The following is a 23,345-nucleotide window of genomic DNA, read 5'->3' as shown; positions in this document are numbered from 1 at the left end:
AATCGGCTCGGGCTCCGTCGTGAGAAGCCGGAAGCAAGGTGAAGCGCAGCGCAGGTACCGGAGTTTATGTCGATAAATGAGAACTCTCGGTTACCAACAAGCGAGCAGCACATGAGCCTTGATGACGGCCTAGCAACAGGCGCGCGAGTTGATGAGAATCCCCCACACCAAACATCAGGAGTTCACCCCATGGAGCTGTCCGCGCTGACTGCTGTTTCCCCGATTGACGGTCGTTATGGCGACAAGGCCGATGCCCTGCGCCCTATCTTCTCCGAATTCGGCCTGCTGCGTTTTCGCGTCGAAGTTGAGGTGCGCTGGTTGCAGAAACTGGCCAGCCACGCCGGGATCCCGGAAGTCCCTGCCCTGAGCGCGGCCGCCAACGCCCTGCTCGACGGCATAGTCCTCAACTTCAACGAGAGTGACGCCGCCCGCATCAAACAGATAGAGCGCACCACCAACCATGATGTGAAAGCGGTGGAGTACTTCCTCAAGGAGAAAGTCGAAGTAAACCCCGAGCTGGCTGCCGTCAGCGAGTTCATCCACTTCGCCTGCACCTCGGAAGACATCAACAACAACTCCCACGGTCTGATGCTGAAAACCGCCCGTGACGAGGTCATCAAGCCTTACTGCGAGAAGCTCATCAGCGAGCTCAAGCGTCTGGCCCATGAGTACCGTGACATGCCGCTGCTGTCGCGCACCCACGGCCAGCCGGCCACCCCGAGCACCATGGGCAAGGAGATGGCCAACGTCGCCTATCGCCTGGAGCGCCAGTTCAAGCAGATCATGGCGGTGGAGATCCTCGGCAAGATCAACGGTGCGGTCGGCAACTACAACGCCCACGTCAGCGCCTATCCGGAAGTGGACTGGCACCAGTTCTCCGAGGAGTTTGTCACTTCGCTCGGCCTGAACTGGAACCCCTACACCACCCAGATCGAGCCGCACGACTACATCGCCGAGCTGTTCGACGCCATGGCTCGCTTCAACACCATCCTCATCGACTTCGATCGGGACGTGTGGGGCTACATCTCGCTGGGTCACTTCAAGCAGCGCACTGTGGCGGGCGAAATCGGCTCCTCCACCATGCCGCACAAGGTCAACCCCATCGACTTCGAGAACTCAGAAGGCAACCTGGGTCTGGCCAACGCCGTGTTCCAGCACCTGGCCTCCAAGCTGCCCATCTCCCGCTGGCAGCGTGATCTCACCGATTCGACCGTGCTGCGCAACCTGGGTGTGGCGGTCGGTTACTCCCTGATTGCCTATCAGGCGACCCTGAAGGGCATCTCCAAGCTGGAAGCCAACGCCGGTGCCATGGCCGCCGATCTGGATGCCAACTGGGAAGTGCTGGCCGAGCCGATCCAGACAGTGATGCGCCGCTACGGCATCGAGAAGCCCTACGAGAAGCTCAAAGAGCTGACCCGTGGCCGCCGCGTCGATGCCGAAGGCATGCGTACCTTCATCGACACCCTCGAACTGCCGGAAGCGGTCAAGGTCGAGCTGAAGAAACTGACCCCGGCCAACTATATCGGTCAGGCTCAGCGTCTGGTTGATCTGCTGAAATAAGCGGATAAATGACGTTACCGGGGCCCTGTGCATGATCTGCAACAGGGCCCCGGTTATTTTATGTGACACCCTATACACAGTTTGCAAGAGGGCTTGCCCGAGGCCGGCAGCCGCCTCTGGCAAGACCTCTCTTGACCTTTGTCGAACCCTTTGACGAGAAGACCTATGTACGAACTCAATCTGGATATCGCTCACTTCCTCGAGCATTACTGGCAGAAGCGCCCGCTCCTTATCAAGGGCGGCTTCAAGAATTTTCAGGATCCCATCAGCCCGGACGAGCTGGCGGGTCTGGCCATGGAAGAGGTTATCGAATCCCGTCTGGTGACCCGCTTCGACAACAAGTGGGAAGCGGCCCACGGCCCCTTCGAATCTTATGATCACCTGGGGGAAGAGAACTGGACCATTCTTGTGCAGGCCTGCAACCATTGGGCCCCCGAGGTCAACGAGCTGGCACTGCCGTTCCAGTTCATTCCGGGCTGGCGCTTTGACGACGTGATGGTGAGCTTCTCCACCCCTCACGGCGGGGTCGGTCCCCACATCGACAACTACGACGTCTTCATCACCCAGGGCCTTGGCAAGCGTCACTGGCGCGTCGGCGATGCCAAGCCTCTCAACGAGTTTGCCGCCCACGCGGCCCTGCTGCACTGCGAACCGTTCGAGGCGATCATCGACGTCATCATGGAGCCGGGCGACATCCTCTACATTCCGCCTGGATTCCCCCACGAAGGCTACGCCATCGAGCCTTCCATGAACTTCTCCGTGGGCTTCCGGGCGCCGGATGCCAAGGCGCTCATCTCCTCCTTTGCCGATCACCTGATCGACAACGAGGTGCGCACCGAGCGTTACGGCGATGGGGATCTCAAGCCCCGCGCCCGCCACGGCGAGATCCTGCCCCATGAGATGCACCGTCTGCGCGAGCTGATGCAGCAGGCCCTCGATGACGAGACCCTGTTCAAGGAGTGGTTCGGCACCATGATCTCCGAGGCCAAGCACGATCTGGACGTCAATCCGGTCGAGCCTGACTACAGCGCCGAGGAAGTGGCCGACCTGCTGACCCAGGGCGAGCCCGCCATCAAGGTGCCTGGCCTGCGTACCGTCTGGTTCAGCGGCGACAGTCAGCAGTGCTATATCGACGGCGAAACCTGGACCCTGGCAAGCGAAGATGCAGCCGCCATTTCGCTCTTGTGCGACAAGGACATCATCACTCAGGCCGACATGGTTACGCTTACCGATCAGGCCGGTTTCCTGCAACTGCTGACCCGTCTGGTCAACCGTGGTTACTGGTTCTTCAGCTGATTTGGCTGACTGACAGAAACGACAGAGGCGCCTTGATGGCGCCTTTTTTGTTACTCCGCGGCAGTACAATTAACAATCGATTCGCGAAGCTGAACCCACTCTTGACGAGCAAACAGATGGTGCTTTCTTGAGCGAAACCGGACCAGTATCATGCGTCCGTCCCTGTTCAGAAGAGAAGCGTCACCATGCAGATCAGCTCCCGGCCCATGCCGCTGCCCGATTACAGCAAGTATCCCTCCTACCCCGACGTAACGCCTGAGCAGATCAATCAGGCCCGCAACCAGGCACTGGACAAGAAGGATGAGGTGCAGGCGCAGAGCGAGGAGAAGGCAAGCGCCCGCAGAACCATGGCAGTCTCCTATGCCGCCCACCAGCAGGATAAAGCCGTGGTGGAGCGTTACCTGCAAGCAAGCGGGCAGGAGAGCAGTGAAACAACCGCCCCCAGCGCCACCGACATCTATCGGATGGAGAATCGCTACCAGCGCCAGCAGGTGCGCATCGACTACCTGCAATACCGGCAGAGCCCGCTTGGAAAACAGCTGGAGGGCATGACGGGTGCCGAGGATCGCAAGGGTAACCTGCTCGATACCAGCGCCTGAGCAAGACCCAGTGCAGAGCGTGGGATAACCTAAAAAAAGCCCTCGCTGAGGGCTTTTGAGTTTTGCCGATAAGGGCGCTGCTTATTTGCGGCACTGTCACGCTCAATACGGGCCCTTCATGGCCCAGAGATTGAGAGGGTACTGGCTGCGTTATTTAGGAATAAATGCATTCTTGTAGAAGGATCTGAATCCATTATCCGGCACCTGAAACTCAACCCCATTGTGCAATGACAATGAGGCATCGCCAGTCTTATTCATAATTGCGCCATAGCGGGCATAACCACTTTTTCCATCGTGATACATAAAGTCCATCCGCGAAACCAGATCGTTGGTTTTCTTGAACAACCTGCCAACTATCGGCGAGTCTGAGGACAGGGGATTATTGATGGTCCGCAGTAGTTTCATACTGGTATAGTCACCATTGTCATCCCGGGTCAGCAGATAATGGTAGCGGGTCTCGGGAGCCTGCAGACCATTTAACCGATAGATCAAATTCACGTTGGTACCGAGTGCCAGTGCATTCAGACCATAGGTTATCGGTGCATCGCGCTGACCGACAAAGTCAGATATTATCCTGCGTGCTACACCACCTTTCACCTGATAGATGTGTCGGGTAGTAAAGATAAGGAACATGGTCTCATCAAGGCCATTGATGGCAACCACATCCAGCGGATATTCTTGCCACTCCAGATTTAATTGACTCGTCAGCTCATTGCTACTTGTCGGGGCATCTTCCAGATGAGAGGTCAAGAAGGCGCGTGAAAAGCTTGAGCCGTTGCCTAGCACCACGAATATTGCGGCGCGACTATTATTGCTTGCCTGACTCTCAACGGCATGCCAGCAGGTCTGCAAATCACTCCCCGGCCGCCAGTTACTGATTGGGGTTGTGGCTCCCGCCGTGAAGAAATTCGATATATTTCCGTAGCCTGGCTTCTGAATATTGGCAAAGTTATAAATCTTGCCATTTCTTGGGGAGGTTACCAATGCCCCTGGCTGAGTATAAATCGGGTTATCATGATCAGCGATACTTGGGACGTAATCCCAATCGGTATTCATGGTCCTTGCATCGAATGCGCATACCAGAGTACGCTTCCAGTAACTGGATACCCGGCAAATATATGCACCAAGGTCTTCATACTCAAGCCCTCGTGGTTTAATATATTCGTTGGTATATCTCGCGATTGGGGTAGGTTTGATCTCTTCTTTCTTGAGTAACGAGTAGATCCACTGGGCGATGGCCACCACTATGCCTATCACCGCAATAATAATACCCAAGGGGCCGGCAATGGCAACCCCCATAAAAGAGGCAATGGCAACGCCCAACGCCACAGTGGCGACCAACATATTTATTGCAGCAAATATAATATCCCCAACATCCCCGCCCTCGACAGCCTGATATAGGTTATACGCGGCCAGGGCTGCCCCCAGCGCCGCCAATCCAATAAAACATATATTGATAACCCGAGCGATATTTTGAGTGGCGAGAAACATCTTGCTGGCTATCTGCCGCTCTAGCACATTCGTGAGATGCTGGCCTTTGGCTGTAAGGTTGCTCAAGAATTGACTGAATTTCCCCATATTAATGGCTATGCTATTTATGATGCCTTCACCATTGCCATAAATAAACATGGTCACTTTATCAAGGAACCGACCGAGCTGGATCAGATTCAATGTCACATCAAAAAGGGCCGCCCCCAACTCCATCAAAGGAACAGGGTTGCTCCATTCCTCCCGATCGGTCGCCGTCAACCAGGTAAAGTTGCCCACCCCCAGCAACAAGGTGAACACGGAAAGGAATGAATCTATGGAGAAGGCAGCGGGAGCCACACCGGAGAAGGCTGTGGGAGCCATGCTGCCCGTCGCCCCTGCCAGAGCAGGGTATCTTTGAAGAATACGCTGCCGGGCATCCCCATCCTGCAAGGTGCTCGTTCTCAAGCTCATATTATTCAGTTCATTCCAGAAGCTATCCGGGCTATTTTGGTTGAAGAAATTGTTCCAGAAGGTGCGCTGAGTACCGCTTTCATTTCTCAACAAGGTCACCACATCATCGAAATTTCTCCTGTTGGCCAGGACTGTGTATTTCTCGCTTTGGTGACCCCAGCTCATGTTCATGGCAAACCCGCTGTAAACAGAACCCGCCATGGTGCGTTCAAATTTTTTCAGCTCATCACTGGAGATGTGACTACCGGATGAGATATTAAGCGCTCTTACTTTATTGATGGTGTTATATACTTTCCACATCGCCTTTTCAAACGATGAGCCTGACCCCAGATACTCCTGAACTTTAAAAGAACTGATAAGTTCGTCTAACACCTCATTCTTGGAGTAGTGCCCGATAAGTTGACGAGCCCAGTTTTCTCCCCCTGCTTTGTAGGCGGTTAACTTTCCATTTTGACAATAATGGGTGGCGACAGAGTATAGCTGATCGATAATCTCTTTAAATTGCGCCCCCTTTTCTGCTTGCTTGATATTCGCATTTACCTTCACCATATCCCAAGAGTTATACAGCTTCCGGTCAGCCACTGTGACATCTTTTTGTTTGCTATATGAGTGCTGCAACAAGCCACTCACATATTCAACCATATTATCGGTAAAATAGCGTCGATTGCTGTTGAAAATAGCGTTGACCGAGTTGATGCCATCACTCATTGTCAGCACATTATTATTAGGCTTCATGCCAGCGCCCAAGTCTGCACTTAATGTGCTGTTCTGATACTGGAATTCGAATTTCATCAACTCTTGAAACATCACCTGTGCAAGATATTGAGCCTCATCGGTTTCTTGTACAAAGTTGACCCGATTTGAATCAACGGTGGGCTGGTTAGACGCCATCACGTAAAAGTCGATCGCATCCAGTTCGGCGAAAGTGCCACTATTCAGGATAGAAATAGCGGCCTTCACCGGGGCAGGAAAAACGCTGCTCGCCGCCAAGCCAAGCAATGACATGGAAGAGAAAGTGAGGAAATCGCGACGACCCTGTGAAACTTCACGATGGATTATTTCTGAAAGTTTTTTCATATAATATATCCCTATCAGTGCTCAATGGTTTTTCCAGATTGATCGATATCTTCAGACAATAGCTGGGCAGGCATATCATCATGACCGAGCATATGGTTGTTGTTTTCCGGTGAGAAAATAAAATAGGTTACCGTATCAGAATGATTGATACGCATATGACAGCAACGCTACTAATATATATAAGACAAGGGCAGGTATAGATAATCAAGACCATGGCAATCGCGCCGGGCCTCCTTGTTTATATATTTCACAACCTACCTTTACATCCTCATTTGAGTCAAACATCAATAATGAGGTCAAACCAGAAAATGTTACCCGTTAGACAAAAACAGATCTTGCTGAGAGCAAAATTGTAACAAGATATTGCAACGAAACACGTCCGGAAAAATGCAACGACGTGCAATCAGACAGCGAGTCAGCACCGTCATATTCAGGGATATGGCGACTTGCTCCGTATATCCCGATACGGGGCCAAGATGCGTTTACTCAATTGCATGGTCGCGGATATTGCCCAGGATGATTAAGCGGGGGAGTACAGCGACTCATCGGCTATTCGAGGGGGAAAGGCAGAGCGCTTGCTGCTCATTCAGATAACAAAACGGCAGCCAAAGGGCTGCCGTTGCTTTGCTCATTGTTCTTCGGGAAGCTCGTCAAACAGCGGGTGGTAGAGCACCTCGCCGGCCATGCCGGCCAGCCCCCCTTCCTGCAGCTCCATCGCCAGAAAACAGTCGGCGGGCACCTCGTAGATGCAGTGCAGGCCGAACTCGCTGGCGGGACGAAAACCGAAGCGGCCGTAATAGGTCGGGTCGCCGAGCACCACCACCGCCTTCCAGTCCATCTCCAGCGCCGTATCCAGCCCCTCACGCACCAGATCCGAGCCTATGCCCTGCCCCTGCCAATCCGGATGCACGGCCACCGGCGCCAAGCCGAGCCAGGGCCCTTCCAGGCCGTTAATGGTGATCGGGCTCAGCATCAGGTGCCCCATGAACTCGTACTCTTCCTCTTCGACCATGGTCACCACGGCGGCGCCACACTCGCGCAGGCGGTTGACCAGTTCGGCCTCATCGGAACGGCCAAAGGCGGCGCTCACCAGTTCATAGACCGGCAACATGTCGCCGGGGCGCTCGGTTCTCAGCATACAGCGTTACTCCTCGTACAGCAGAGCGGGCATTATTCCACAAAGTGCCGGTCAGCCTGAGCACCTTTGTCCAGAAATGGGAGGGTGGACTCAGGAAAACGAGCCGCAAGTTGCCGCAGCAACCCCAGCAAGGCCGCCGGCGTCAGGGTGTCAATGGCCTCGCGGTAGGCCGCAAACAGCCCGGCATCCTCTCGCTCAAGCCGTGCCAGCGCCAGCTCGGGCCCCTGATGCCAATGCCCGGCCAGCTCATCGATGAGGGCAGGCAGCTCCACCAGCAGCCAGAGCTGGCGATAGCGCCCTGCCACCGCCTCCCCGGCACTGGCCTCGGTCGCGGGCAGGCCGGTGCGGCGCGCCATCTTGCCAATCCAGCCGAGCCGCTGCTGTCGCTGCGCGCGGGTGAGCAGGACGGGCCCCTGACGCCGCAGGCTGGCCAGTTGCAGCAGGCAGGCAAGCCCCTGCTCATCCCTGTCCTTGAGCAGCACACCACCCAGCAGAGGCAGCCGCTCGGGTTCGGCCAGATCCAGCTCACTGAGCGGATAGCAGATGACATCGAACCTGGCCCCATCATCAGAGGCGACCCCCGGCGAGTCGGGATCATAGCCCTGCTCATCCAGAAACAGGGTGAGCTGCGATGGGCGGCCATGTTCCAACCCTGTCTGTGCATCGGCACCCTGCAGGATAGCCACGGCCACCCGCCCGTCCGCCAGCCAGGGCGCCAGTTGCCGGGTCACTGGCTCGGGCAGGCTGATGGCCCTGTCCAGTCGCCAATAACTCACCTCGCACGGCTGCTGGGCGGTTCGGCCGCGCAGCCCGCGATAGTGCATGCCGAGCTTGGCCATCACCCGGCCGGAGGCGAGGTTGCCCGGCATGTGGCGCGCGGTCAGCGCCGGCAGCTGCAAGGTGTCGAATGCAAAGGACTTGACCCGCTGCGCCGCCCGGGTGGCCAACCCCTGGTTCTGCCAGGGGACGCCGACCCACCAGGCCAGCTCGCCGTTCCAGTGCAGCGAGATCACCCCGACCAGCGGGGCCACTTCCTCCCCCAGTGGCAGCGTCATGGCCCAGCTCCAGCCCAGCCCCAGTGCCGCCTTGCGCCAACTGCCGACGAGCCAGTCACTGGCCCCCTCCGGCGGGTAGGGGTGGGGAATGTTGAGGGTATAACGGGAGAGCGCCTCGTCACCGCAGTAGCGCACCACTGCGGCCTCGTCGTCGGCCAGCAGCGGCCGCAGCACCAGCGCAGCCGAGGAGGACGCAGCAGCGGGCTCACGCAGCAGGGGCACGGTCAAACGGCGGGCGAGCAGGCGGTTGAGCACGGCGCCCATGTCGTCGTCCGCGGTCAGCACCAGATCGGCCCCGAGCGGACCCAGGGTAAGCAGACCGCTCTCCTTGGCCAGGGTCAGCAGGGAGGCAGAGGCGCTGATGAGGATCTGGCGGCTGGGGTCCGCCTGACCATCCGCGATCAAATCGCCGTCGAGCCAGGCGGCCAGCAGCGAAGTGGCCGAGAGGAGGCCATCGGGTCGGCAGGTGGACCAGAGATCATCCTCCTCTGCCAGATGGGACTCGGCCTCCTTGCTGAGCAGCAGTTGCCAGCGATGGCCCTGCCGCTGCCAGGCCTGCAGCACTTGGGCCCAATGGGGTTGCCACAGCGCCCGTTCGATCAGCAGCTCCATCAGCCGGCCTGACAGGCCGCAGGCAGGCTCAGGTGACGAGGATGGGCTTCTATGCGGGCGATCCAGGCCTGGATGGCGGGCCAGCCCTGCAGCGAGAAGATCCCCTCCTCCGCCACATGGGTGTAAGCATAGAGGGCGATATCGGCGATGGTCGGTGCCTCGCCGCACAGATAGGGGGTTCGCTTGAGCTGCTGCTCCATCACCGCCAGCGCCCGCTCGCCACCGGCCTTGAGGCCGTCGAGTCGCGCCTCCTGGGACTCGGGGCGGCCCAGATAGTGAACGATAAAGCGCGCCACCGCTATGTAGGGCTCGTGGCTGTACTGCTCGAAGAACAGCCACTTGAGCACCTCGGCCTGCTGACGCGGCTCCGCCGGCCAGAGCGCCGAGCCCTGCGCCAGATAGAAGAGGATGGCGTTGGATTCCGCCAGGGTATCGCCGGGGGCCAGCTCCAGCACCGGGATCTTGCCGTTGGGATTCATGGCCAGAAAGGCCGGGGTTTGGGTGTCACCGGCCTGGATATCCACAGAGACCCAGTCGAGAGGCAATGCCAGCCAGCGGGCCAGCAGCCAGCCCTTGTAGCAGTTGCCGGATCTCAGATCGCCATACAGACGCATACAGACTCCTTGTCAGCACAGGATTGCAGAGGATAAGCGGGGGATCAGGGGGCCAGCCGCTCTATGTGCCAGCCTTCCCCTTCACGGCTGTAGTAGAAACGGTCGTGCAGCCGGTGCTCACCACCCTGCCAGAATTCGACCGTGTCGATGACCACTCGGAAGCCGCCCCAGAAACTCGGCAAGGGCACCTCGCCCTTGGCAAATTTCTGTTTGAGTTCGAGGAATTTGGCCTCCAGCACGCCACGGGCCGAGATGCGGGTCGACTGCTGGGAAACCCAGGCGGCTATCTGACTGTCCTTGGGGCGGCTGTGGAAGTACTTCATCACCTCGAAGGTGCTCATCTTCTCCACCCGGCCGGTCACGTGCACCTGGCGGTCCAGGGTATGCCATGGGAAGAGCAGGCTGATGCGGGGGTTGCCCTCCAGCTGGCGCGCCTTGCGGCTGCCCATGTTGGTGTAGAACACCATGCCCTCTGCGTCGTAGTGCTTGAGCAGCACGGTGCGCTGCCAGGGTTGCCCCTCCGCATCCACGGTCGCCACCACCATGGCGGTGGGATCGGTCAACTTGGCCTCGCAGGCCTGGGCCAGCCACTTCTCGAACAGTGCCAGGGGGTCGGTCGGCAGATCGGCCCGGTGCAATCCGCCCCGGGTGTATTCACGGCGCAGATCAGCCACATCCATCATCTTGATTTTCCTTCTCTCTTGCCGCCGATGCGGCCATGCGTGCTGGCATTGTGCGACGAGCACGCCATGGGTACAAGCCTCAGGGCGGCCAAATGCCAGCGCCCAAAAAAGAAAGGGAGGCTTGCGCCTCCCCTTTTCTGCCCACACCCGGCTGCGGGCTTATTGCTTGCCGGCGGCCGGTGGACAATGGGCCAGCATGCGCTGGTTATATTCGGCCGCATAGGCCCTCAGCCTGGCCTGAGCCTCTTTCTGATCGGGCTTGATGACATCCCCCAAGCCCTCCAGATAACGCACGCCACAGCGCGCCTTGGCCGCTTCCTGCTCACCGGTCGCAATGCCGGGCGCCACTTCGCCACGCCCGGCCCGCACTATCAGCCGGTAATCCTGCCTGGCAAGGCTGGCGCTGACCGCCTGCTCCAGGGTGTCGGCATCCGCCTGACAACCCCCTAGCAGCGTGAGCAGCAGCAAGCCGGTGACTCTCATGCCCGCCTCCGTTGCCAGCCGAGCAGGGCCAGCGCCAGTGTCCAGAAACCGAGCGTACCGCCACCACCACCGCCCGAGTTGCCGCCACTTTGCACCACAGGCAACTTGAGCGGGCTGATGGCGAAGAAGATGTTGTCGCTGCAGGCGACTTTCAACCTGACGCTGCTGGTGAGCTTGGCCGGCAGGGTGACGGTAGCCGAGCCGCTGTTGGGCTGGCCGGTGGCCAGGGTCGCCCAGTTTGCGCCCTCATCCTGAGTCACGGACAGGTCTACCTTGCTGCAGTTGATCGGGGCTGCGCTGGTGCCAGCCACATCCCAGCCGACCGCCTGGCTGGCGCCCGGCGTCACCATAACGCCAAGGGGGCTGGTCAGGCGGAAGGCGCTGCCGGTGTTGACCACCTGCACCTTCATGTCATCGCTGGCGACGCCGCCCTTGCCGTCACGCACCGTGAGCCGGAAGTTGAGATCCCGGTTGGTGGTGGGCCAGGCCTCGCCCTTGGCCAGCGAGCCGGAGAGCAGGGATGGCAGGCTCGGCAGGATCCGCTCCGGCGAGCTGGTCGGCGACACGAAGCGGAACAACGGACGGGAGCCGTCATCGATCATGTCGAGGGCGCTGCTGGACGGGTTGCCCAGATCAATCTGCTCCCAGGTGTAGGTCAGGGGATCCGTGTCCAGATCAGCCCCGGCCCCCTTGAGCACAAACGGGGTATTGGCGGGAATGATATGGCCGGCCCCGGCAGCCGCCTGGGGAGCATTGTTGGCAAGGGGCAGCGTGGTGCCGCAGGTCGGCACGGTTGCCATGTGCGCCCGCATCTGCTCGATGGATTTGCTGTGGAAATAGGGGTCACTGTGGGGCTGGATGTTCTCGTCACCACAGATACCGGCATAGGCCATGATGGAAGTGCCGCTGCCCGGCTCCCAGGCCTGTGCCGCCTCACGGTTGCCACCGCCACAACTGCCAGTGGTGCCGTTGAAGGTGTGATCGGCACCGAACTGGTGGCCGATCTCGTGGGCCACATAGTCGATAAAGAAGGCATCCCCCACCGGGGTGGATGAACCCGTCATGCCATCCGACTTGGTGGCCGTACAGAGCACACCCAATCCGGCCAGACCACCACCGCCCGTGTTGACCACATGGCCTATGTCGAATGGTCCCAGCGCCCCGCTGGGCAAGGTCTGCGCATTGGCCTGTACCGCACCGTTGACATCGACATCCGTGTCGTCATTGTTGAACGGATCGCTCGCCGGATCGGTAAAGATGATGGCGTCATTGCCGCTGGCCAGCTGGAACTCGGCAGCAACGTCACGCTGGTACACCTCGTTGACCCGGTTGAGCAGGGTGGCGAGAGCGCCCATGGTCAGCACCTTGGAGCCCCCGTGGAACTGGGTATACTCCCCGGCCGCCGAGATGGCGATGATGTAGCGCTTGCGCTCGTTGCCATCCACTTGCACCTTGCGGGCCAGGGCTTTGGCGTCGGCCCCGATCACCTTGTCGGCCTCTTCTTCCAGCCGGCTGTAGGCATCCTGCTGGTAATAGACGGCATAGCCTTCGGCATTGCGCAGCGGATCGACGAACACCGTCTTGCCCTGGTGGGTGAACATGGCGTGGAAACCTTGCGGGCCCAGGTCGAAGCGACCCGTCTCCACCGGCGCCGCCGGGTTATGGCCCTTGAAGGTCAGGATCTCGGGATACTTGGCGGCGAGATCGGCGGGCAGCAGGTCATAGGCCTGCAGGGTGAAGCTCACCTCACCCCCGTCCGGCAGTGGCAGGGTCAGCTGACGCGCCCCGGCCTGCAGCCCGGCAAAGTAATCGAGGGGCACCTTGGCCACCCGGAACTGGTTGGCCCGCACTTCATAGCCGTCCGCCGCCGTGGCGCGCGCCGCCACCGTGTTCCACTCCTTGGCCGCGAGGCCACCCGAGCTCATCAGGCTGGCCACGACCAGCGCCAAGGGAGAATATTTCATTAACTGCATCTTTTTAGTCCTTTTAAATGCACTCACCTGAACTACAACCGGCATCATTTTCCTGCTGGTCTGATTAGTCCAGCGCCATCGTCTGTATATTCCCCGAATGGGGAGTGTTGCACCAACCCTGTCTAGCCCCTATCATTGCGCGGATTTATCAGTTTTAGAGCTGCGTCACCATGACGACAGTTCGTCTTTATCTGACCAAGGTTAATCTCATGCTCAAATCCCCACTGTTGCCCCGTTTCGGGGACCTGATCGTTGCCATTGTTGACGATGTGCTGGGCCAGGGTCTCACTCTGGACCGCGCCTATGCCCGTCACTTCTCCGGCATCGAACTCAAACCGCAAGAACAGGCAAGGATTGCTCTGGTCACTGGCGATCTGCTGCGTCGCCTCAGCCTCTATTGCGCCCTGACTGGCATTCAGGTACGTCAGGCCGAGAAGAATGTCTGGCCGCTACTGCACAGCTGGCACGCTTTTCACAAGATAGCTCAACCCAACCATCCGACCCTGGATCGTTTCAATGAGGAGGCATTCCGTCGCCGCCTGACCGAAGCGAAGAAGAACCCCGTGCTGATGGACGGTTGCCCCAGCTGGCTGGAAAAACTGGGCAGCGAGCAGCTCGGCGAGGCCTGGCCTGCCGAGCGCGCCGCCCTGGCCTGGATGCCCAAGCGTTACCTGCGGGTCAACACCCTCAAGTGCACCCGTGAAGAGCTGCAGGCCATTCTGGCCAAAGAGCATGTCACTACTATTCCCGTTGAGGGCGTGGATACCGCCCTGCAGGTCACCTCGGACGCCGCCCTGTTCCGCACCAAGGCCTTTGCCGATGGCTGCTTCGAGCAGCAGGATGCGGGCTCCCAGCTGGTGGCTGCCGCGCTGGAAGTGACGCCTGGCATGCGCGTCATCGACGCCTGCGCCGGCGCCGGCGGCAAGACGCTGCACATCGCCGCCATGATGAACGGCAAGGGCCGTCTGCTGGCGATGGATGTGGAAGAGTGGAAGCTGGAAAACCTCAAGCAGCGCGCCCGCCGCGCCGGTGCCCACAACGTGGAAACCCGCGTCATCGAGAGCAGCAAGACTGTCAAGCGCCTCAAAGGCACCGCCGATCGCGTGCTGCTGGACGTGCCCTGCTCGGGCCTGGGCGTGCTCAAGCGCAACCCGGATGCCAAGTGGCGCGACACCGCCGAGCGGCTGCCTGTGCTGGTCGCCCTGCAAGAGGAAATCCTGCAGCGCTACAGCCAGATGGTGAAGGTCGGCGGCCTGCTGGTCTATGCAACCTGCTCCATCCTGCCCCAGGAGAACCGCCAGCAGGTGGACAAGTTCCTGGCTGCCAACGACAACTATCGTCTGCGGGATGACCACACCGTCAGCCCGTCCGCGACCGGTTTTGACGGCTTCTACATGGCACGGATCGAACGCATCGCCTGATGCCAGTCGTGGAATAAAAAAAGGGGAGCCATTGGCTCCCCTTTTTGCATGATGCAGATGCGACCTTATTCGGCGGCAGCGTCATCCTGCTTGTGCTTGGCGGCCGTTTCCTTGATCAGGGTCTGCAGCTCGCCGGCCTGGAACATCTCGATCAGGATATCGCAGCCACCGACCAGCTCACCCTCGACCCACAGCTGCGGGAAGGTGGGCCAGTTGGCAAACTTCGGCAACTCGGCACGGATGTCCGGGTTTTGCAGTATGTCGACGTAAGCAAACGGCTCGCCACAGGACATCAGAGCCTGGGAGGCCTGGGCAGAGAAACCGCAGCTGGGTAGCTTGGGGGAACCCTTCATGTAAAGGATGATGGGATTGTCAGCCAGCTGCTGTTTGATCTTTTCAATAGTTTCCATAGGTGCCTCACTAGAGCGATTTCGGCGGCCATTCTACTGCAATCCGGGCAGACCACAAACTGACAAACCGTCCCGGATGCAAGAAGTGATGAATCAATACGCCGCAGCTTGATCCAAGTCATGGCGAGAATCAAGAGTTGTTAGCCCATCTTTGATGCTGGTACAATCGATGGGCTTTGGGCCGTTTGGCCCCATCATTTCAAGAACAATTCTTTTCAAAATAGAAAAGAGTACGCAATGTCTTGCAACCGTCGCCTTCGCACGGCCAGCCAATGGAGAGTAGAAAATGGCATTCGAACTTCCCGCTCTGCCCTATGCAATCAATGCTCTGGAACCGCACATCTCCCAGGAAACTCTGGAATACCACCACGGCAAGCACCACAACACCTATGTGGTCAACCTGAACAACCTGGTGCCGGGTACCGAGTTTGAAGGCAAGTCCCTGGAAGAGATCATCAAGACCTCCACTGGCGGCATCTTCAACAACGCCGCCCAGATCTGGAACCACACCTTCTACTGGCACTGCCTCTCCCCGAACGGCGGCAACGAGCCGACCGGCGCCCTGGCTGATGCCATCAACAAGGCGTTCGGCTCCTTTGCCGAGTTCAAGGATGCGTTCACCAAGTCTGCCATCGGTAACTTCGGTTCCAGCTGGACTTGGTTGGTGAAGAAAGCCGACGGCTCCCTGGCCATCGTCAACACCTCCAACGCCGGCTGCCCGCTGACCGAAGCCGGGACTACCCCGCTGCTGACCGTCGACCTGTGGGAGCACGCCTACTACATCGACTTCCGCAACCTGCGTCCCAAGTACATGGAAACCTTCTGGACTCTGGTCAACTGGGAATTCGTGGCCAAGAACCTGGCTGCCTGATAGCCGCTTCTTGCCAAACGCCCCGCACTGCGGGGCGTTTTTTTATGGGCGGCATTCGCGGCACCGAGATGAAAAAGGCGCCCACAGGCGCCTTTGTTGCACAACCAGTGGCATCACTGATCGATTTCATCCAGGTATTCATCCAGATTGGTGTCGTCCACCTTCTCCTTCTGCTCCTGCTTGATCTCGGTCTGGCGACCCGTCACCTTGTTCTGGTTGTATTGCAGATAGAAGTCCTTGGTCAGGGCATAAGGATCGAGCGCGTTGTCAATGATCCGCTCCTGATCGATCAGCTTGGAGCGCGTACCCAGGCCATCCAGCGCCCAGTGCGTGATGCGCAGCGGCAAGGTCAGCAGGGCATAGGGGAAGTAAATGGTATCTATGGTGTCCCCCACCAGCTTGCGGGTCGTGGTCGGGCCGTAGACGGGCACCATCAGATAGGCGCCATCACCGATGTCGGCACGCCCCAGCACAGTATTGAGTTCCAGCTTGTTGCGCTCGAGCCCTGTATGCTTGGCCACATCGAAGATCCCCAGCAGCCCTACGGTCGTGTTGAGGGTAAAGCGGCCCAGGTTGGTCCCCGCCCCCTTCAGATCCCCCGTGATCAGGTGGTTGACCATACTGCTCGGTTCGTTGAAGTTCTCGACCAGGTTCTCGATGCCGTCCTTCATCCCTTGCGGAATATAGCGGGCATAGCCATGCACCACGGGGCGGGCCACATAGGGCTCAAGCACATCGTAGTTGACCGCCCACATGGCCCGGTTGGCCCCCTGGAACGGGTCACGGCCATCGCTGGCCGTGCTGGTCGCCTCTGGTCGACTCGGGGTCTCCTTGAGGTCAAGGCTTTCGGGACCCGGCTTGGGCGGGCCACCTGCACAGCCACCCAGCAACAAGGCCACCATCAATGCCCCTAAACGCACATGCATATGGAAGTCCTAGCTTTTTATTGTGATTAATCTGAATTATAGGTAGCCCGGCCCCATCGAGGGGCCGGGCCAAAGGAGTATTAGAGGGCGTGATCGATGCGGATGTCAATCGGTGCTGACGGAATGGCGTCCGTCGGGATCGGAGCCGATACCCCTTCAAACGCCCCCTCCTTGTTCATGACGTTGCCACCGCGGGAGAGCCGCGCCTTGAACTGCAACTGCGGGTAGGTGGCGAGCTTGCTGCCCTCCATCATGGCATCGCCATCCCCCAGTGACAGGGTCAGCGGGAACTGGGGACCCGGGATGCGCTTGACCGCGATGGGCATGGGCGGACCGTTGGGGATCACCGCAAACACGAACAGATGGGCATCCTCCGGCAACTGGATGCCGGGAGCCAGGGTGACATGCAGCGGGAACTCACCGGCCTTCACTTCCAGCACCTGGGCAGGCGCCTGGCTCTGTGCCTGTTCGCCTTGGGTCACCGGCACGCCTGGCGCCGCCATGCCACGCTGCTTCAGCTGCTGCTCGGCATAGTCGATGGAGCGCTCCACCATGGCGTAGCGGGTCGAGCCCTTCTCCATCAGCGGCAACATCTCGCGCCAGCGCAGCAGCGCCGTCTTGAAGTCCTCTTTTTGCAGCGCCATGAAGGCATAGACGGAACGCGCCTCTATGTTGGCCGGATCCAGCGCAATAGCACTACGCAGCAGCTCATCGGCCTGGGCGTCATCCCCTGTCATCATCAGCGCCTGGGCATAGGGCACGGCCACCATGGCCTTCTGTGGTGCCAGCGCATAGGCCCGCTCCAGCGCCTCACGGGCCATCTCGGGATCATTGCCATCCAGCGACAGGCGACCCAGCAGCAGCCAGCCGCGATAATCGTTCGGTTCGTCTTTCAGACGGGTGCGCAAGCCCAGCATGAAGTCCATCAGATCCTGCTCGGTTACCTGGGCATCCCGCTCCACCAGGATGCGGTTGCTCAGCTCACCGAGCCGGCTGTTGGCATCCTGCCAGCGCTGGACTTCCCGCCAGGAGCCAAGCTGGTAATAGAGTCCCAGACTCACCACCACCAGCACCAGCACACCCGGGATCCAGATCAGACTCTTGCCACCCCGGGCGGTCTGCTCCACATCGGGAATGTCGTCCAGCAGGCTGCGTTGCAGCTCGACCAGAGAGTCCGGCTCCTCCGCCAATATGCCCTGTTCACGCTCTTCGCCAATCTCCAGCAGACGCTGGCGATAGAGCTGCTTGTTGAGGGCCGAACGGCTGATGCTCTGCTTGCCCTCGCCGCGCCACAGCGGCAGTACCAGCGCCAGACTCACCAGCACCAGCAGGGCCGCGATCACTATCCAAAATGCGGTCATTGTTTCTCTTCCTCTTTGAGCAGGGCAGTCAGACGACGCTGCTCCTCCGCGCTCAGGGCGCTATCCGTCGGCCTGGCCGCCGCGGGACGGCGGCGGCTGCGCACCACCACAGTGACGACACCTATGATGATCACCAGCAGCGGGCCCAGCCAGAGGATCAGGGTCGACGCCATCAGTGGCGGGTTATACAGAATGAAGTTGCCGTAGCGGGCGACCATGTAGTCCACCACTTCCTGCTTCTCCTTGCCCTCGCGCACCATCTGATAGGTTTTGTCGCGCAGATCCTTGGCCAGCCCGGCGTTGGAATCGGCTATGTCCTGGTTCTGGCACTTGGGGCAACGCAGCTCCTTGGTCAGCTCGCGAAATGTCTGCTCCTGGGCATCGTTGTCGAAGGTGTAGACATCGATGGCGGCCAGCGCCTGACCGGCGCCACCCAATCCTGCCAGCAACAGCAGGGATGCAATCAATACTCTCATCAGGCTCTCCCTCACTTCATGGCATCAAAGATGGGTTTGAGGGTCGACGCCCAGACTTCGGGGTTGACGTCCCCCACGTGGCGATAGCGGATGATGCCCTGGCTGTCGATGAAGAAGGTCTCGGGCGCGCCGTAGACCCCCAGATCCAGCCCCAGCATGCCATCCGGATCATACAGGTTGATCTGGTAGGGATTGCCGAGCTCCGCCAGCCAGTTGATGGCCTTGGCGCGCTCGTCCTTGTAGTTCATGCCGACTATGTAGATCCCCTGCCCCGCCAGCTGCTTGAGGTAGGTATGCTCCCCATAGCAGGTCGGGCACCAGGTGGCCCAGACGTTGAGCAGCATGGGGCGTCCCTTGAGGATGCTCCTGTCATGCTGCTTGTTCAGGTCATAGATGTCCTGCAGGGTGAACACCGGCACCTCCTTGCCCACCATCACGGATTCAAGCTTGGTGGGGTCTGAGTAGAGCCCGCGAAACAGGAAGACGGCCCCCAGCAGAAAGATGATGAAGGGGATCAGAAACAACCAGGTCTTCTTGCTCATGCCTTGGCCTCCTCGTCACGACGGCCGAAACGGTAACGCTTGTCCAGCATCGCCAGCACGCCGCCTATGGCCATGAAGACGCCGCCGAACCAGATCCAGCGCACGAAGGGTTTGTAGTAGATCCGCACCGCCCAGGCGCCGTTGTCGAGCTGCTCGCCGAGCGCCGCATAGAGATCCCGGGTGAAACCTGCGTCTATGGCCGCTTCCGTCATCGGCATGCGGCTCACCTTGTACATGCGTTTCTCGGGTTTAAGCAGGGCTATCTGCTTGCCATCCTTGTGCACTTCCAGCACCCCCTTGAAGCCGTCGTAGTTGGGGCCGTTCTTCTCCTTGATACCGGTGAAGACGAACTCGTAGTCGGCAAAGTGCACCCGATCGCCGGCCTGCATGCGCAGATCCTTTTCGATGCTGTAGTTCTGGGTACAGGCGATGCCTATGATGCTGACCGCGAGCCCCACGTGGCCCAGGATCATGGCCCAGTGACTGTTGCCAAGCCGGCGCACGCCGACGGCAAAGCTGTGCTTGTGGGTGGCGCGCACCCAAGTCTCCTGGATGCTGGTAACTATGATCCAAGTGCCAAGACCAATGCCGAGCGCGGCCCAGGGTTTGAACTCCTCGGCCAGCAGCAGCGGCAGCAGGAAGGCAGCGGCCAGGCTCAATACCAGCGCCAGTATCACCTTGCCCTTGAGCTCACCCAGATCCTGACGGCGCCAGCGGAACAGCGGGCCCATCCCCAGCAGCAGGGCAAACGGAATGATCAGCCAGCTGTAGATGTGGTTGAAGAAGGGAGTCCCGATGGAGATGCTGCCAAGCCCCAGCTCCTTGTGCACCAGCGGCAACAGGGTGCCGAGCAGCACGGTCAGCAGACCCGCCACCAGCATGATGTTGTTGCACAGCAACAGGGTCTCGCGGCTCCACAGCTCGTGCTTGCCGTGGCTCTTCACCTGGGAGCCCTTGAAGGCGAACAGCAAGAGCGAGCTGCCGATCACCGCCAGCAGGAAGCCCAGAATGAACAGGCCGCGGGTCGGGTCGGAGGCAAACGCATGCACCGACACCAGCACGCCGGAGCGCACCAGGAAGGTGCCGAGCAGGCTCAGGGAGAAGGCGGAGAGCGCCAGCAGCACTGTCCAGGCCTTGAAGGTGGCTCGCTTCTCGCTCACCGCCAGCGAGTGCAGCAGGGCTGTGCCCGCCAGCCAGGGCATGAAGGAGGCGTTTTCCACCGGATCCCAGAACCACCAGCCACCCCAGCCAAGCTCGTAATAAGCCCACCAGGAGCCCAGCACGATACCGAGTGTCAGAAAGACCCAGGCCGCCATGGTCCAGGGACGGGACCAGCGCGCCCAGGTGGCGTCGAGGCGCCCCGTCATCAGGGAGGCGATGGCGAAGGCGAAGGCGACCGAGAAGCCCACATAGCCCATGTAGAGCATGGGCGGGTGGAAGATGAGGCCGGGATCCTGCAACAGCGGGTTGAGGTCGCGTCCATCCACCGGGAAGTAAGGCAGAGTGCGGGTGAAAGGATCCGAGGTGAACAGCACGAAGGCGGTGAAGCCGACCGAGATCAGCCCCAGCACACCGAGTACCCGCGCCACCGCATCGAGCGGCAGGCTGCGGCTGAACAGGGCCACAGCCGCGGTCCAGCCACCCAGGGTCAGTACCCAGAGCAGCAGTGAGCCCTCATGGGCGCCCCAGACGGCGGAGATCCGATACGCCAGCGGCAGCAGGGTATTGGAGTTGGTGGCCACGTACTGCACGGTAAAGTCATTGTCGATGAAGGCCCAGGTCAGGCACAGGAATGACAGCAGCAGCAGCAGGAATTGGGCATAGGCCAGCGGACGGGCCGCCAACATCATGCCGAGCCGCCCCCACTGGGCACCGAGCAAGGGATAGACGCCCAGCAGCAGGGCGGTGGCAAAGGCCAGGATCAGTGAAAACTGTCCTAATTCCGGGATCATGGCTGAACTCCTTTCAAATGAGCCGCAGCACGAACCTGTAAACCGGCTTGAAATGGTGAAAACGGTGCGAATGCTGTCGGGATCATTGCTTGGCTCCCTTCAACTGCGCCTCGGTATATTCCGGCTTGAAGTGCATGCCGTTGGTGGCATCGGCCACTTCCGGCGGCATGTAGTTCTCATCGTGCTTGGCCAGCACCTCGAACGCCTCCACCGTAGTGGCGTTCTTGAGGGTACCCTGGGCCACTATGCCCTGCCCTTCGCGGAACAGGTCGGGCAGTATGCCGTCAAACTCGACGGTCACCAGATGGCCGCCGTTGTCCACCAGCTTGAAGGCCACCTTGAGGCTCTGCTGATCCCGCTGCACAGAACCCGGTACCACCAGGCCACCGATGCGCAGGCGCTGCCCCTCTTCCGGCTTGATCTTGTCCGGTCCCTTGCCCTCCACCAGCTCGCTCGGGGTGTAGAAGAGATCGATATTCTGGCTGAGGGCATAGAGCACCAGGCCTATCACGGCGGCGAGGCCAAGACTTATCGCCAATATGATGGTGAGGCGTTTCTTGCGTCTCGGGTTCATAGGGTGTTCTCCATCTGCTGGGCCGCCTTGCGGCGGGTCTCGCGGGCCTGCTTGCTGCGCAATTCGCCGAGCAGGCTGCGGGTCTTCAACCGGGTGGAAATGACGATGCCGACCAGGCAGATCAGGGTCAGACCGAAGGAGAGCCAGACATAGAAGGCGTAGCCGCCCATCGCCATGAAGTCACTGAAAGAGGCAAAGTGCATGCTTACTTCTCCTGCTCGGCAATCTCTTTGACCCAGGGGCGATGCCACTCCCGCATCAAGAGCTCGTTGCGAAAACGCATCAGGGAGAGGGCCCCGAGGAAGGTGGCAAAGGCCAGTATCATGATGAGCAGCGGCCACAGCATCTCGGGGGAGATGGAGGGCTTGTCAAACTTGGTGATGCTGGCGCCCTGATGCAGGGTGTTCCACCACTCCACCGAGTAGTGAATGATGGGCAGGTTGATCACCCCCACCAGGGCCAGAATGCCGGCGGCGCGACCGGCCAGCACCTTGTCGCTGAAGGCGTTGTAGAGCGCGATCACCCCCAGATAGAGGAACAACAGGATAAGCTCAGAGGTGAGACGGGCATCCCATACCCACCAGGTGCCCCACATGGGTTTGCCCCAGGCGGCGCCGGTAAACAGCGCTATGAAGGTGAACACAGCGCCGACCGGCGCAACGGCGGCCACCGTCATGTCGGCCATCCGCAGTTGCCACACCAGCCCGATGAAGGCGGCCACCGCCATGGTGGAATAAGCCCCCATGGAGAGGATGGCGGCCGGCACATGAATGTAGATGATCCGGAAGGAGTCACCCTGCTGATAATCAGCGGGCGCAAAAGCCAGGCCCCAGAGGGTGCCTATGATGAACGCCAGCAGGCTTGTCACGGCAAACCAGGGCAGCAAGGTCCCTGCCAGCTGATAGGCGCGCTCGGGTTTAGCGTAAGGGTGCAACCATTTCCACATAGCTCACAAAACCTTTCTGTTATTAATATAGTGGCGAGGCCTACCATACCCACTGCCGGAAAACATCACATCCCCCGAAAGCAATAAGCAGCCATCCTCTTGATCTATCTCAAGTATATTTTTTATAACAGCCCATCCCGAGCCGCCTTACCACAGCGTTCATCAGTTCACGCTGACCCGCAGCGCCGCCGAGACCGCCAAGGGGGTCAGGGTCAGCGCACCGGCCAGCATGGCCCCCAAAATCGCGAGCTGGCCCGAATAGGGCAGCCCCATGCCCGCCGCATCGATGGCGGACGTGGCAAAAATCAGTACCGGAATATAGAGCGGCAGGATCAGCAGGCTGAGCAGTACCCCCCCCTTGCGCAGCCCGACCGTCAGGGCGACGCCGACCGCCCCGAGCAGGCTCAGCACGGGCGTCCCCAGCGCCAGGGTGGCGACCACCGCCAGATAAGTGTTCATGTCCAGCGACAACAGGATGGCGAGCAGCGGGGAGATCAGCAGCAGCGGCAGGCCGGTCAACAGCCAGTGAGCGATCACTTTGGCCAGCGCCAGCAAGCCCAGCGGATGAGGCATCAGCATCATCTGCTCCAGCGCCCCGTCGCTGAAGTCATCGCGAAACAGCCGCTCCAGCGAGAGCATGGCCGCCAGCAGAGCCGCCACCCAGATGATGCCGGGGGCGATACGGGCCAGCAGCTTGGGCTCGGGGCCTATGCCAAGGGGAAACAAGGTGATGACGATGAGGAAGAACCAGAGCGGATTGAGTATGTCGGAGCGCTGGCGCAGGGCCATCAGCAACTCGCGATGAATAAGGTGGATTACGGCGCGCAACATCAAA

At 59.8% G+C, this 23,345-nt stretch carries 22 protein-coding genes; 5 read left to right on the top strand and 17 right to left on the bottom strand.

From position 1 onward, the window contains the following. The first annotated feature begins 189 nt into the window (after positions 1–189). The 3 genes from purB (at position 190) to AACW87_RS06700 (ending at position 3,455) form a co-directional block, all read left to right on the top strand. Entirely contained in the window at positions 190–1,560 is a 1,371-nt protein-coding gene (gene purB, locus AACW87_RS06710) for an adenylosuccinate lyase (RefSeq protein ID WP_042872066.1), read from the top strand. Between the two features lie 165 nt (positions 1,561–1,725). Next, the gene (locus AACW87_RS06705; protein ID WP_241324541.1) at positions 1,726–2,856 is read left to right on the top strand and encodes a ribosomal protein uL16 3-hydroxylase; all 1,131 of its coding nucleotides are present in this window, start codon (positions 1,726–1,728) and stop codon (positions 2,854–2,856) included. Between the two features lie 185 nt (positions 2,857–3,041). After that, positions 3,042–3,455, top strand: a complete 414-nt coding sequence (locus AACW87_RS06700) for a hypothetical protein (RefSeq protein ID WP_241324540.1) — start codon at positions 3,042–3,044, stop codon at positions 3,453–3,455. A 150-nt stretch (positions 3,456–3,605) separates the two neighbouring features. Here AACW87_RS06700 and AACW87_RS06695 read toward each other — a convergent pair whose 3' ends face one another. From AACW87_RS06695 to AACW87_RS06665, 7 genes are all read right to left on the bottom strand, one after another. Next, complete coding sequence (locus AACW87_RS06695; protein ID WP_241324539.1) at positions 3,606–6,473, bottom strand: hypothetical protein; 2,868 nt, start codon at positions 6,471–6,473, stop codon at positions 3,606–3,608. Positions 6,474–7,101: 628 nt separating this feature from the next. After that, a complete protein-coding gene (locus AACW87_RS06690; RefSeq protein ID WP_016350073.1) occupies positions 7,102–7,611 on the bottom strand; it encodes a GNAT family N-acetyltransferase in 510 nt (169 codons plus the stop codon). A gap of 32 nt (positions 7,612–7,643) precedes the next feature. Beyond that, complete coding sequence (locus AACW87_RS06685) at positions 7,644–9,278, bottom strand: GNAT family N-acetyltransferase (protein ID WP_241324538.1); 1,635 nt, start codon at positions 9,276–9,278, stop codon at positions 7,644–7,646. Further along, positions 9,278–9,892 (bottom strand): glutathione S-transferase family protein, encoded by a 615-nt coding sequence (locus tag AACW87_RS06680; protein WP_043134721.1) that lies wholly within the window; start codon positions 9,890–9,892, stop codon positions 9,278–9,280. The genes AACW87_RS06685 and AACW87_RS06680 overlap by 1 nt, the downstream gene beginning before the upstream one ends. Before the next feature lie 44 nt (positions 9,893–9,936). Beyond that, positions 9,937–10,575 (bottom strand): pyridoxamine 5'-phosphate oxidase, encoded by a 639-nt coding sequence (gene pdxH, locus AACW87_RS06675; protein WP_241324537.1) that lies wholly within the window; start codon positions 10,573–10,575, stop codon positions 9,937–9,939. Positions 10,576–10,734: 159 nt separating this feature from the next. Next, entirely contained in the window at positions 10,735–11,058 is a 324-nt protein-coding gene (locus AACW87_RS06670; RefSeq protein WP_043134719.1) for a hypothetical protein, read from the bottom strand. Beyond that, positions 11,055–13,031 carry a reprolysin-like metallopeptidase gene (locus AACW87_RS06665; RefSeq protein WP_241324536.1) on the bottom strand — a complete coding sequence of 659 codons (1,977 nt, stop codon included), beginning with the start codon at positions 13,029–13,031 and terminating at the stop codon, positions 11,055–11,057. Before AACW87_RS06665 ends, AACW87_RS06670 begins: the two co-directional genes overlap by 4 nt. A 209-nt stretch (positions 13,032–13,240) precedes the next feature. On the opposite strand from AACW87_RS06665, the gene AACW87_RS06660 reads away from it, so the two are divergent. Then, positions 13,241–14,452 carry an RsmB/NOP family class I SAM-dependent RNA methyltransferase gene (locus AACW87_RS06660; RefSeq protein WP_098984593.1) on the top strand — a complete coding sequence of 404 codons (1,212 nt, stop codon included), beginning with the start codon at positions 13,241–13,243 and terminating at the stop codon, positions 14,450–14,452. A gap of 65 nt (positions 14,453–14,517) precedes the next feature. Here the strand turns inward: AACW87_RS06660 and AACW87_RS06655 are convergent, their stop codons facing one another. Further along, entirely contained in the window at positions 14,518–14,862 is a 345-nt protein-coding gene (locus AACW87_RS06655; protein ID WP_043134716.1) for a Grx4 family monothiol glutaredoxin, read from the bottom strand. A 286-nt stretch (positions 14,863–15,148) separates the two neighbouring features. On the opposite strand from AACW87_RS06655, the gene sodB reads away from it, so the two are divergent. Beyond that, complete coding sequence (gene sodB, locus AACW87_RS06650) at positions 15,149–15,733, top strand: superoxide dismutase [Fe] (protein WP_005319233.1); 585 nt, start codon at positions 15,149–15,151, stop codon at positions 15,731–15,733. 113 nt (positions 15,734–15,846) lie between these two features. On the opposite strand, the gene AACW87_RS06645 is transcribed toward sodB, so the two are convergent. From AACW87_RS06645 to ccmB, 9 genes are all read right to left on the bottom strand, one after another. Continuing rightward, positions 15,847–16,659, bottom strand: coding sequence for an MlaA family lipoprotein (locus AACW87_RS06645; RefSeq protein WP_241324535.1), 813 nt, complete (start codon positions 16,657–16,659; stop codon positions 15,847–15,849). A gap of 80 nt (positions 16,660–16,739) precedes the next feature. Further along, complete coding sequence (ccmI, locus tag AACW87_RS06640; RefSeq protein WP_241324534.1) at positions 16,740–18,020, bottom strand: c-type cytochrome biogenesis protein CcmI; 1,281 nt, start codon at positions 18,018–18,020, stop codon at positions 16,740–16,742. After that, complete coding sequence (locus AACW87_RS06635; RefSeq protein WP_241324533.1) at positions 18,017–18,496, bottom strand: cytochrome c-type biogenesis protein; 480 nt, start codon at positions 18,494–18,496, stop codon at positions 18,017–18,019. Before AACW87_RS06635 ends, ccmI begins: the two co-directional genes overlap by 4 nt. Before the next feature lie 11 nt (positions 18,497–18,507). Beyond that, the gene (locus AACW87_RS06630; protein ID WP_042872041.1) at positions 18,508–19,038 is read right to left on the bottom strand and encodes a DsbE family thiol:disulfide interchange protein; all 531 of its coding nucleotides are present in this window, start codon (positions 19,036–19,038) and stop codon (positions 18,508–18,510) included. Next, positions 19,035–20,990, bottom strand: a complete 1,956-nt coding sequence (locus AACW87_RS06625; RefSeq protein ID WP_241324532.1) for a heme lyase CcmF/NrfE family subunit — start codon at positions 20,988–20,990, stop codon at positions 19,035–19,037. Before AACW87_RS06625 ends, AACW87_RS06630 begins: the two co-directional genes overlap by 4 nt. Positions 20,991–21,072: 82 nt before the next feature. Then, complete coding sequence (gene ccmE / locus AACW87_RS06620) at positions 21,073–21,564, bottom strand: cytochrome c maturation protein CcmE (protein ID WP_042872036.1); 492 nt, start codon at positions 21,562–21,564, stop codon at positions 21,073–21,075. Then, entirely contained in the window at positions 21,561–21,767 is a 207-nt protein-coding gene (gene ccmD, locus AACW87_RS06615; protein WP_042872035.1) for a heme exporter protein CcmD, read from the bottom strand. Before ccmD ends, ccmE begins: the two co-directional genes overlap by 4 nt. Positions 21,768–21,769: 2 nt before the next feature. Beyond that, positions 21,770–22,510 (bottom strand): heme ABC transporter permease, encoded by a 741-nt coding sequence (locus AACW87_RS06610; protein WP_043134710.1) that lies wholly within the window; start codon positions 22,508–22,510, stop codon positions 21,770–21,772. A gap of 162 nt (positions 22,511–22,672) precedes the next feature. Further along, positions 22,673–23,341, bottom strand: coding sequence for a heme exporter protein CcmB (gene ccmB, locus AACW87_RS06605; RefSeq protein ID WP_042034081.1), 669 nt, complete (start codon positions 23,339–23,341; stop codon positions 22,673–22,675). Positions 23,342–23,345: the final 4 nt, after the last annotated feature.

This window comes from Aeromonas sp. MR7 (assembly GCF_963899385.1).
In the GTDB taxonomy this organism is placed as follows: Bacteria; Pseudomonadota; Gammaproteobacteria; order Enterobacterales; family Aeromonadaceae; genus Aeromonas; species Aeromonas bestiarum.
This window is presented reverse-complemented; position numbering and strand designations above follow the sequence as displayed.

Excerpts from the sequence above, each read along its gene's own strand:
- purB (WP_042872066.1), top strand. The coding sequence starts at position 190 with ATGGAGCTGTCCGCGCTGACTGCTGTTTCCCCGATTGACGGTCGTTAT.
- AACW87_RS06705 (WP_241324541.1), top strand. The coding sequence starts at position 1,726 with ATGTACGAACTCAATCTGGATATCGCTCACTTCCTCGAGCATTACTGG.
- AACW87_RS06700 (WP_241324540.1), top strand. The coding sequence starts at position 3,042 with ATGCAGATCAGCTCCCGGCCCATGCCGCTGCCCGATTACAGCAAGTAT.
- AACW87_RS06695 (WP_241324539.1), bottom strand. The coding sequence starts at position 6,473 with ATGAAAAAACTTTCAGAAATAATCCATCGTGAAGTTTCACAGGGTCGT.
- AACW87_RS06690 (WP_016350073.1), bottom strand. The coding sequence starts at position 7,611 with ATGCTGAGAACCGAGCGCCCCGGCGACATGTTGCCGGTCTATGAACTG.
- AACW87_RS06685 (WP_241324538.1), bottom strand. The coding sequence starts at position 9,278 with ATGGAGCTGCTGATCGAACGGGCGCTGTGGCAACCCCATTGGGCCCAA.
- AACW87_RS06680 (WP_043134721.1), bottom strand. The coding sequence starts at position 9,892 with ATGCGTCTGTATGGCGATCTGAGATCCGGCAACTGCTACAAGGGCTGG.
- pdxH (WP_241324537.1), bottom strand. The coding sequence starts at position 10,575 with ATGATGGATGTGGCTGATCTGCGCCGTGAATACACCCGGGGCGGATTG.
- AACW87_RS06670 (WP_043134719.1), bottom strand. The coding sequence starts at position 11,058 with ATGAGAGTCACCGGCTTGCTGCTGCTCACGCTGCTAGGGGGTTGTCAG.
- AACW87_RS06665 (WP_241324536.1), bottom strand. The coding sequence starts at position 13,031 with ATGCAGTTAATGAAATATTCTCCCTTGGCGCTGGTCGTGGCCAGCCTG.
- AACW87_RS06660 (WP_098984593.1), top strand. The coding sequence starts at position 13,241 with ATGCTCAAATCCCCACTGTTGCCCCGTTTCGGGGACCTGATCGTTGCC.
- AACW87_RS06655 (WP_043134716.1), bottom strand. The coding sequence starts at position 14,862 with ATGGAAACTATTGAAAAGATCAAACAGCAGCTGGCTGACAATCCCATC.
- sodB (WP_005319233.1), top strand. The coding sequence starts at position 15,149 with ATGGCATTCGAACTTCCCGCTCTGCCCTATGCAATCAATGCTCTGGAA.
- AACW87_RS06645 (WP_241324535.1), bottom strand. The coding sequence starts at position 16,659 with ATGCATGTGCGTTTAGGGGCATTGATGGTGGCCTTGTTGCTGGGTGGC.
- ccmI (WP_241324534.1), bottom strand. The coding sequence starts at position 18,020 with ATGACCGCATTTTGGATAGTGATCGCGGCCCTGCTGGTGCTGGTGAGT.
- AACW87_RS06635 (WP_241324533.1), bottom strand. The coding sequence starts at position 18,496 with ATGAGAGTATTGATTGCATCCCTGCTGTTGCTGGCAGGATTGGGTGGC.
- AACW87_RS06630 (WP_042872041.1), bottom strand. The coding sequence starts at position 19,038 with ATGAGCAAGAAGACCTGGTTGTTTCTGATCCCCTTCATCATCTTTCTG.
- AACW87_RS06625 (WP_241324532.1), bottom strand. The coding sequence starts at position 20,990 with ATGATCCCGGAATTAGGACAGTTTTCACTGATCCTGGCCTTTGCCACC.
- ccmE (WP_042872036.1), bottom strand. The coding sequence starts at position 21,564 with ATGAACCCGAGACGCAAGAAACGCCTCACCATCATATTGGCGATAAGT.
- ccmD (WP_042872035.1), bottom strand. The coding sequence starts at position 21,767 with ATGCACTTTGCCTCTTTCAGTGACTTCATGGCGATGGGCGGCTACGCC.
- AACW87_RS06610 (WP_043134710.1), bottom strand. The coding sequence starts at position 22,510 with ATGTGGAAATGGTTGCACCCTTACGCTAAACCCGAGCGCGCCTATCAG.
- ccmB (WP_042034081.1), bottom strand. The coding sequence starts at position 23,341 with ATGTTGCGCGCCGTAATCCACCTTATTCATCGCGAGTTGCTGATGGCC.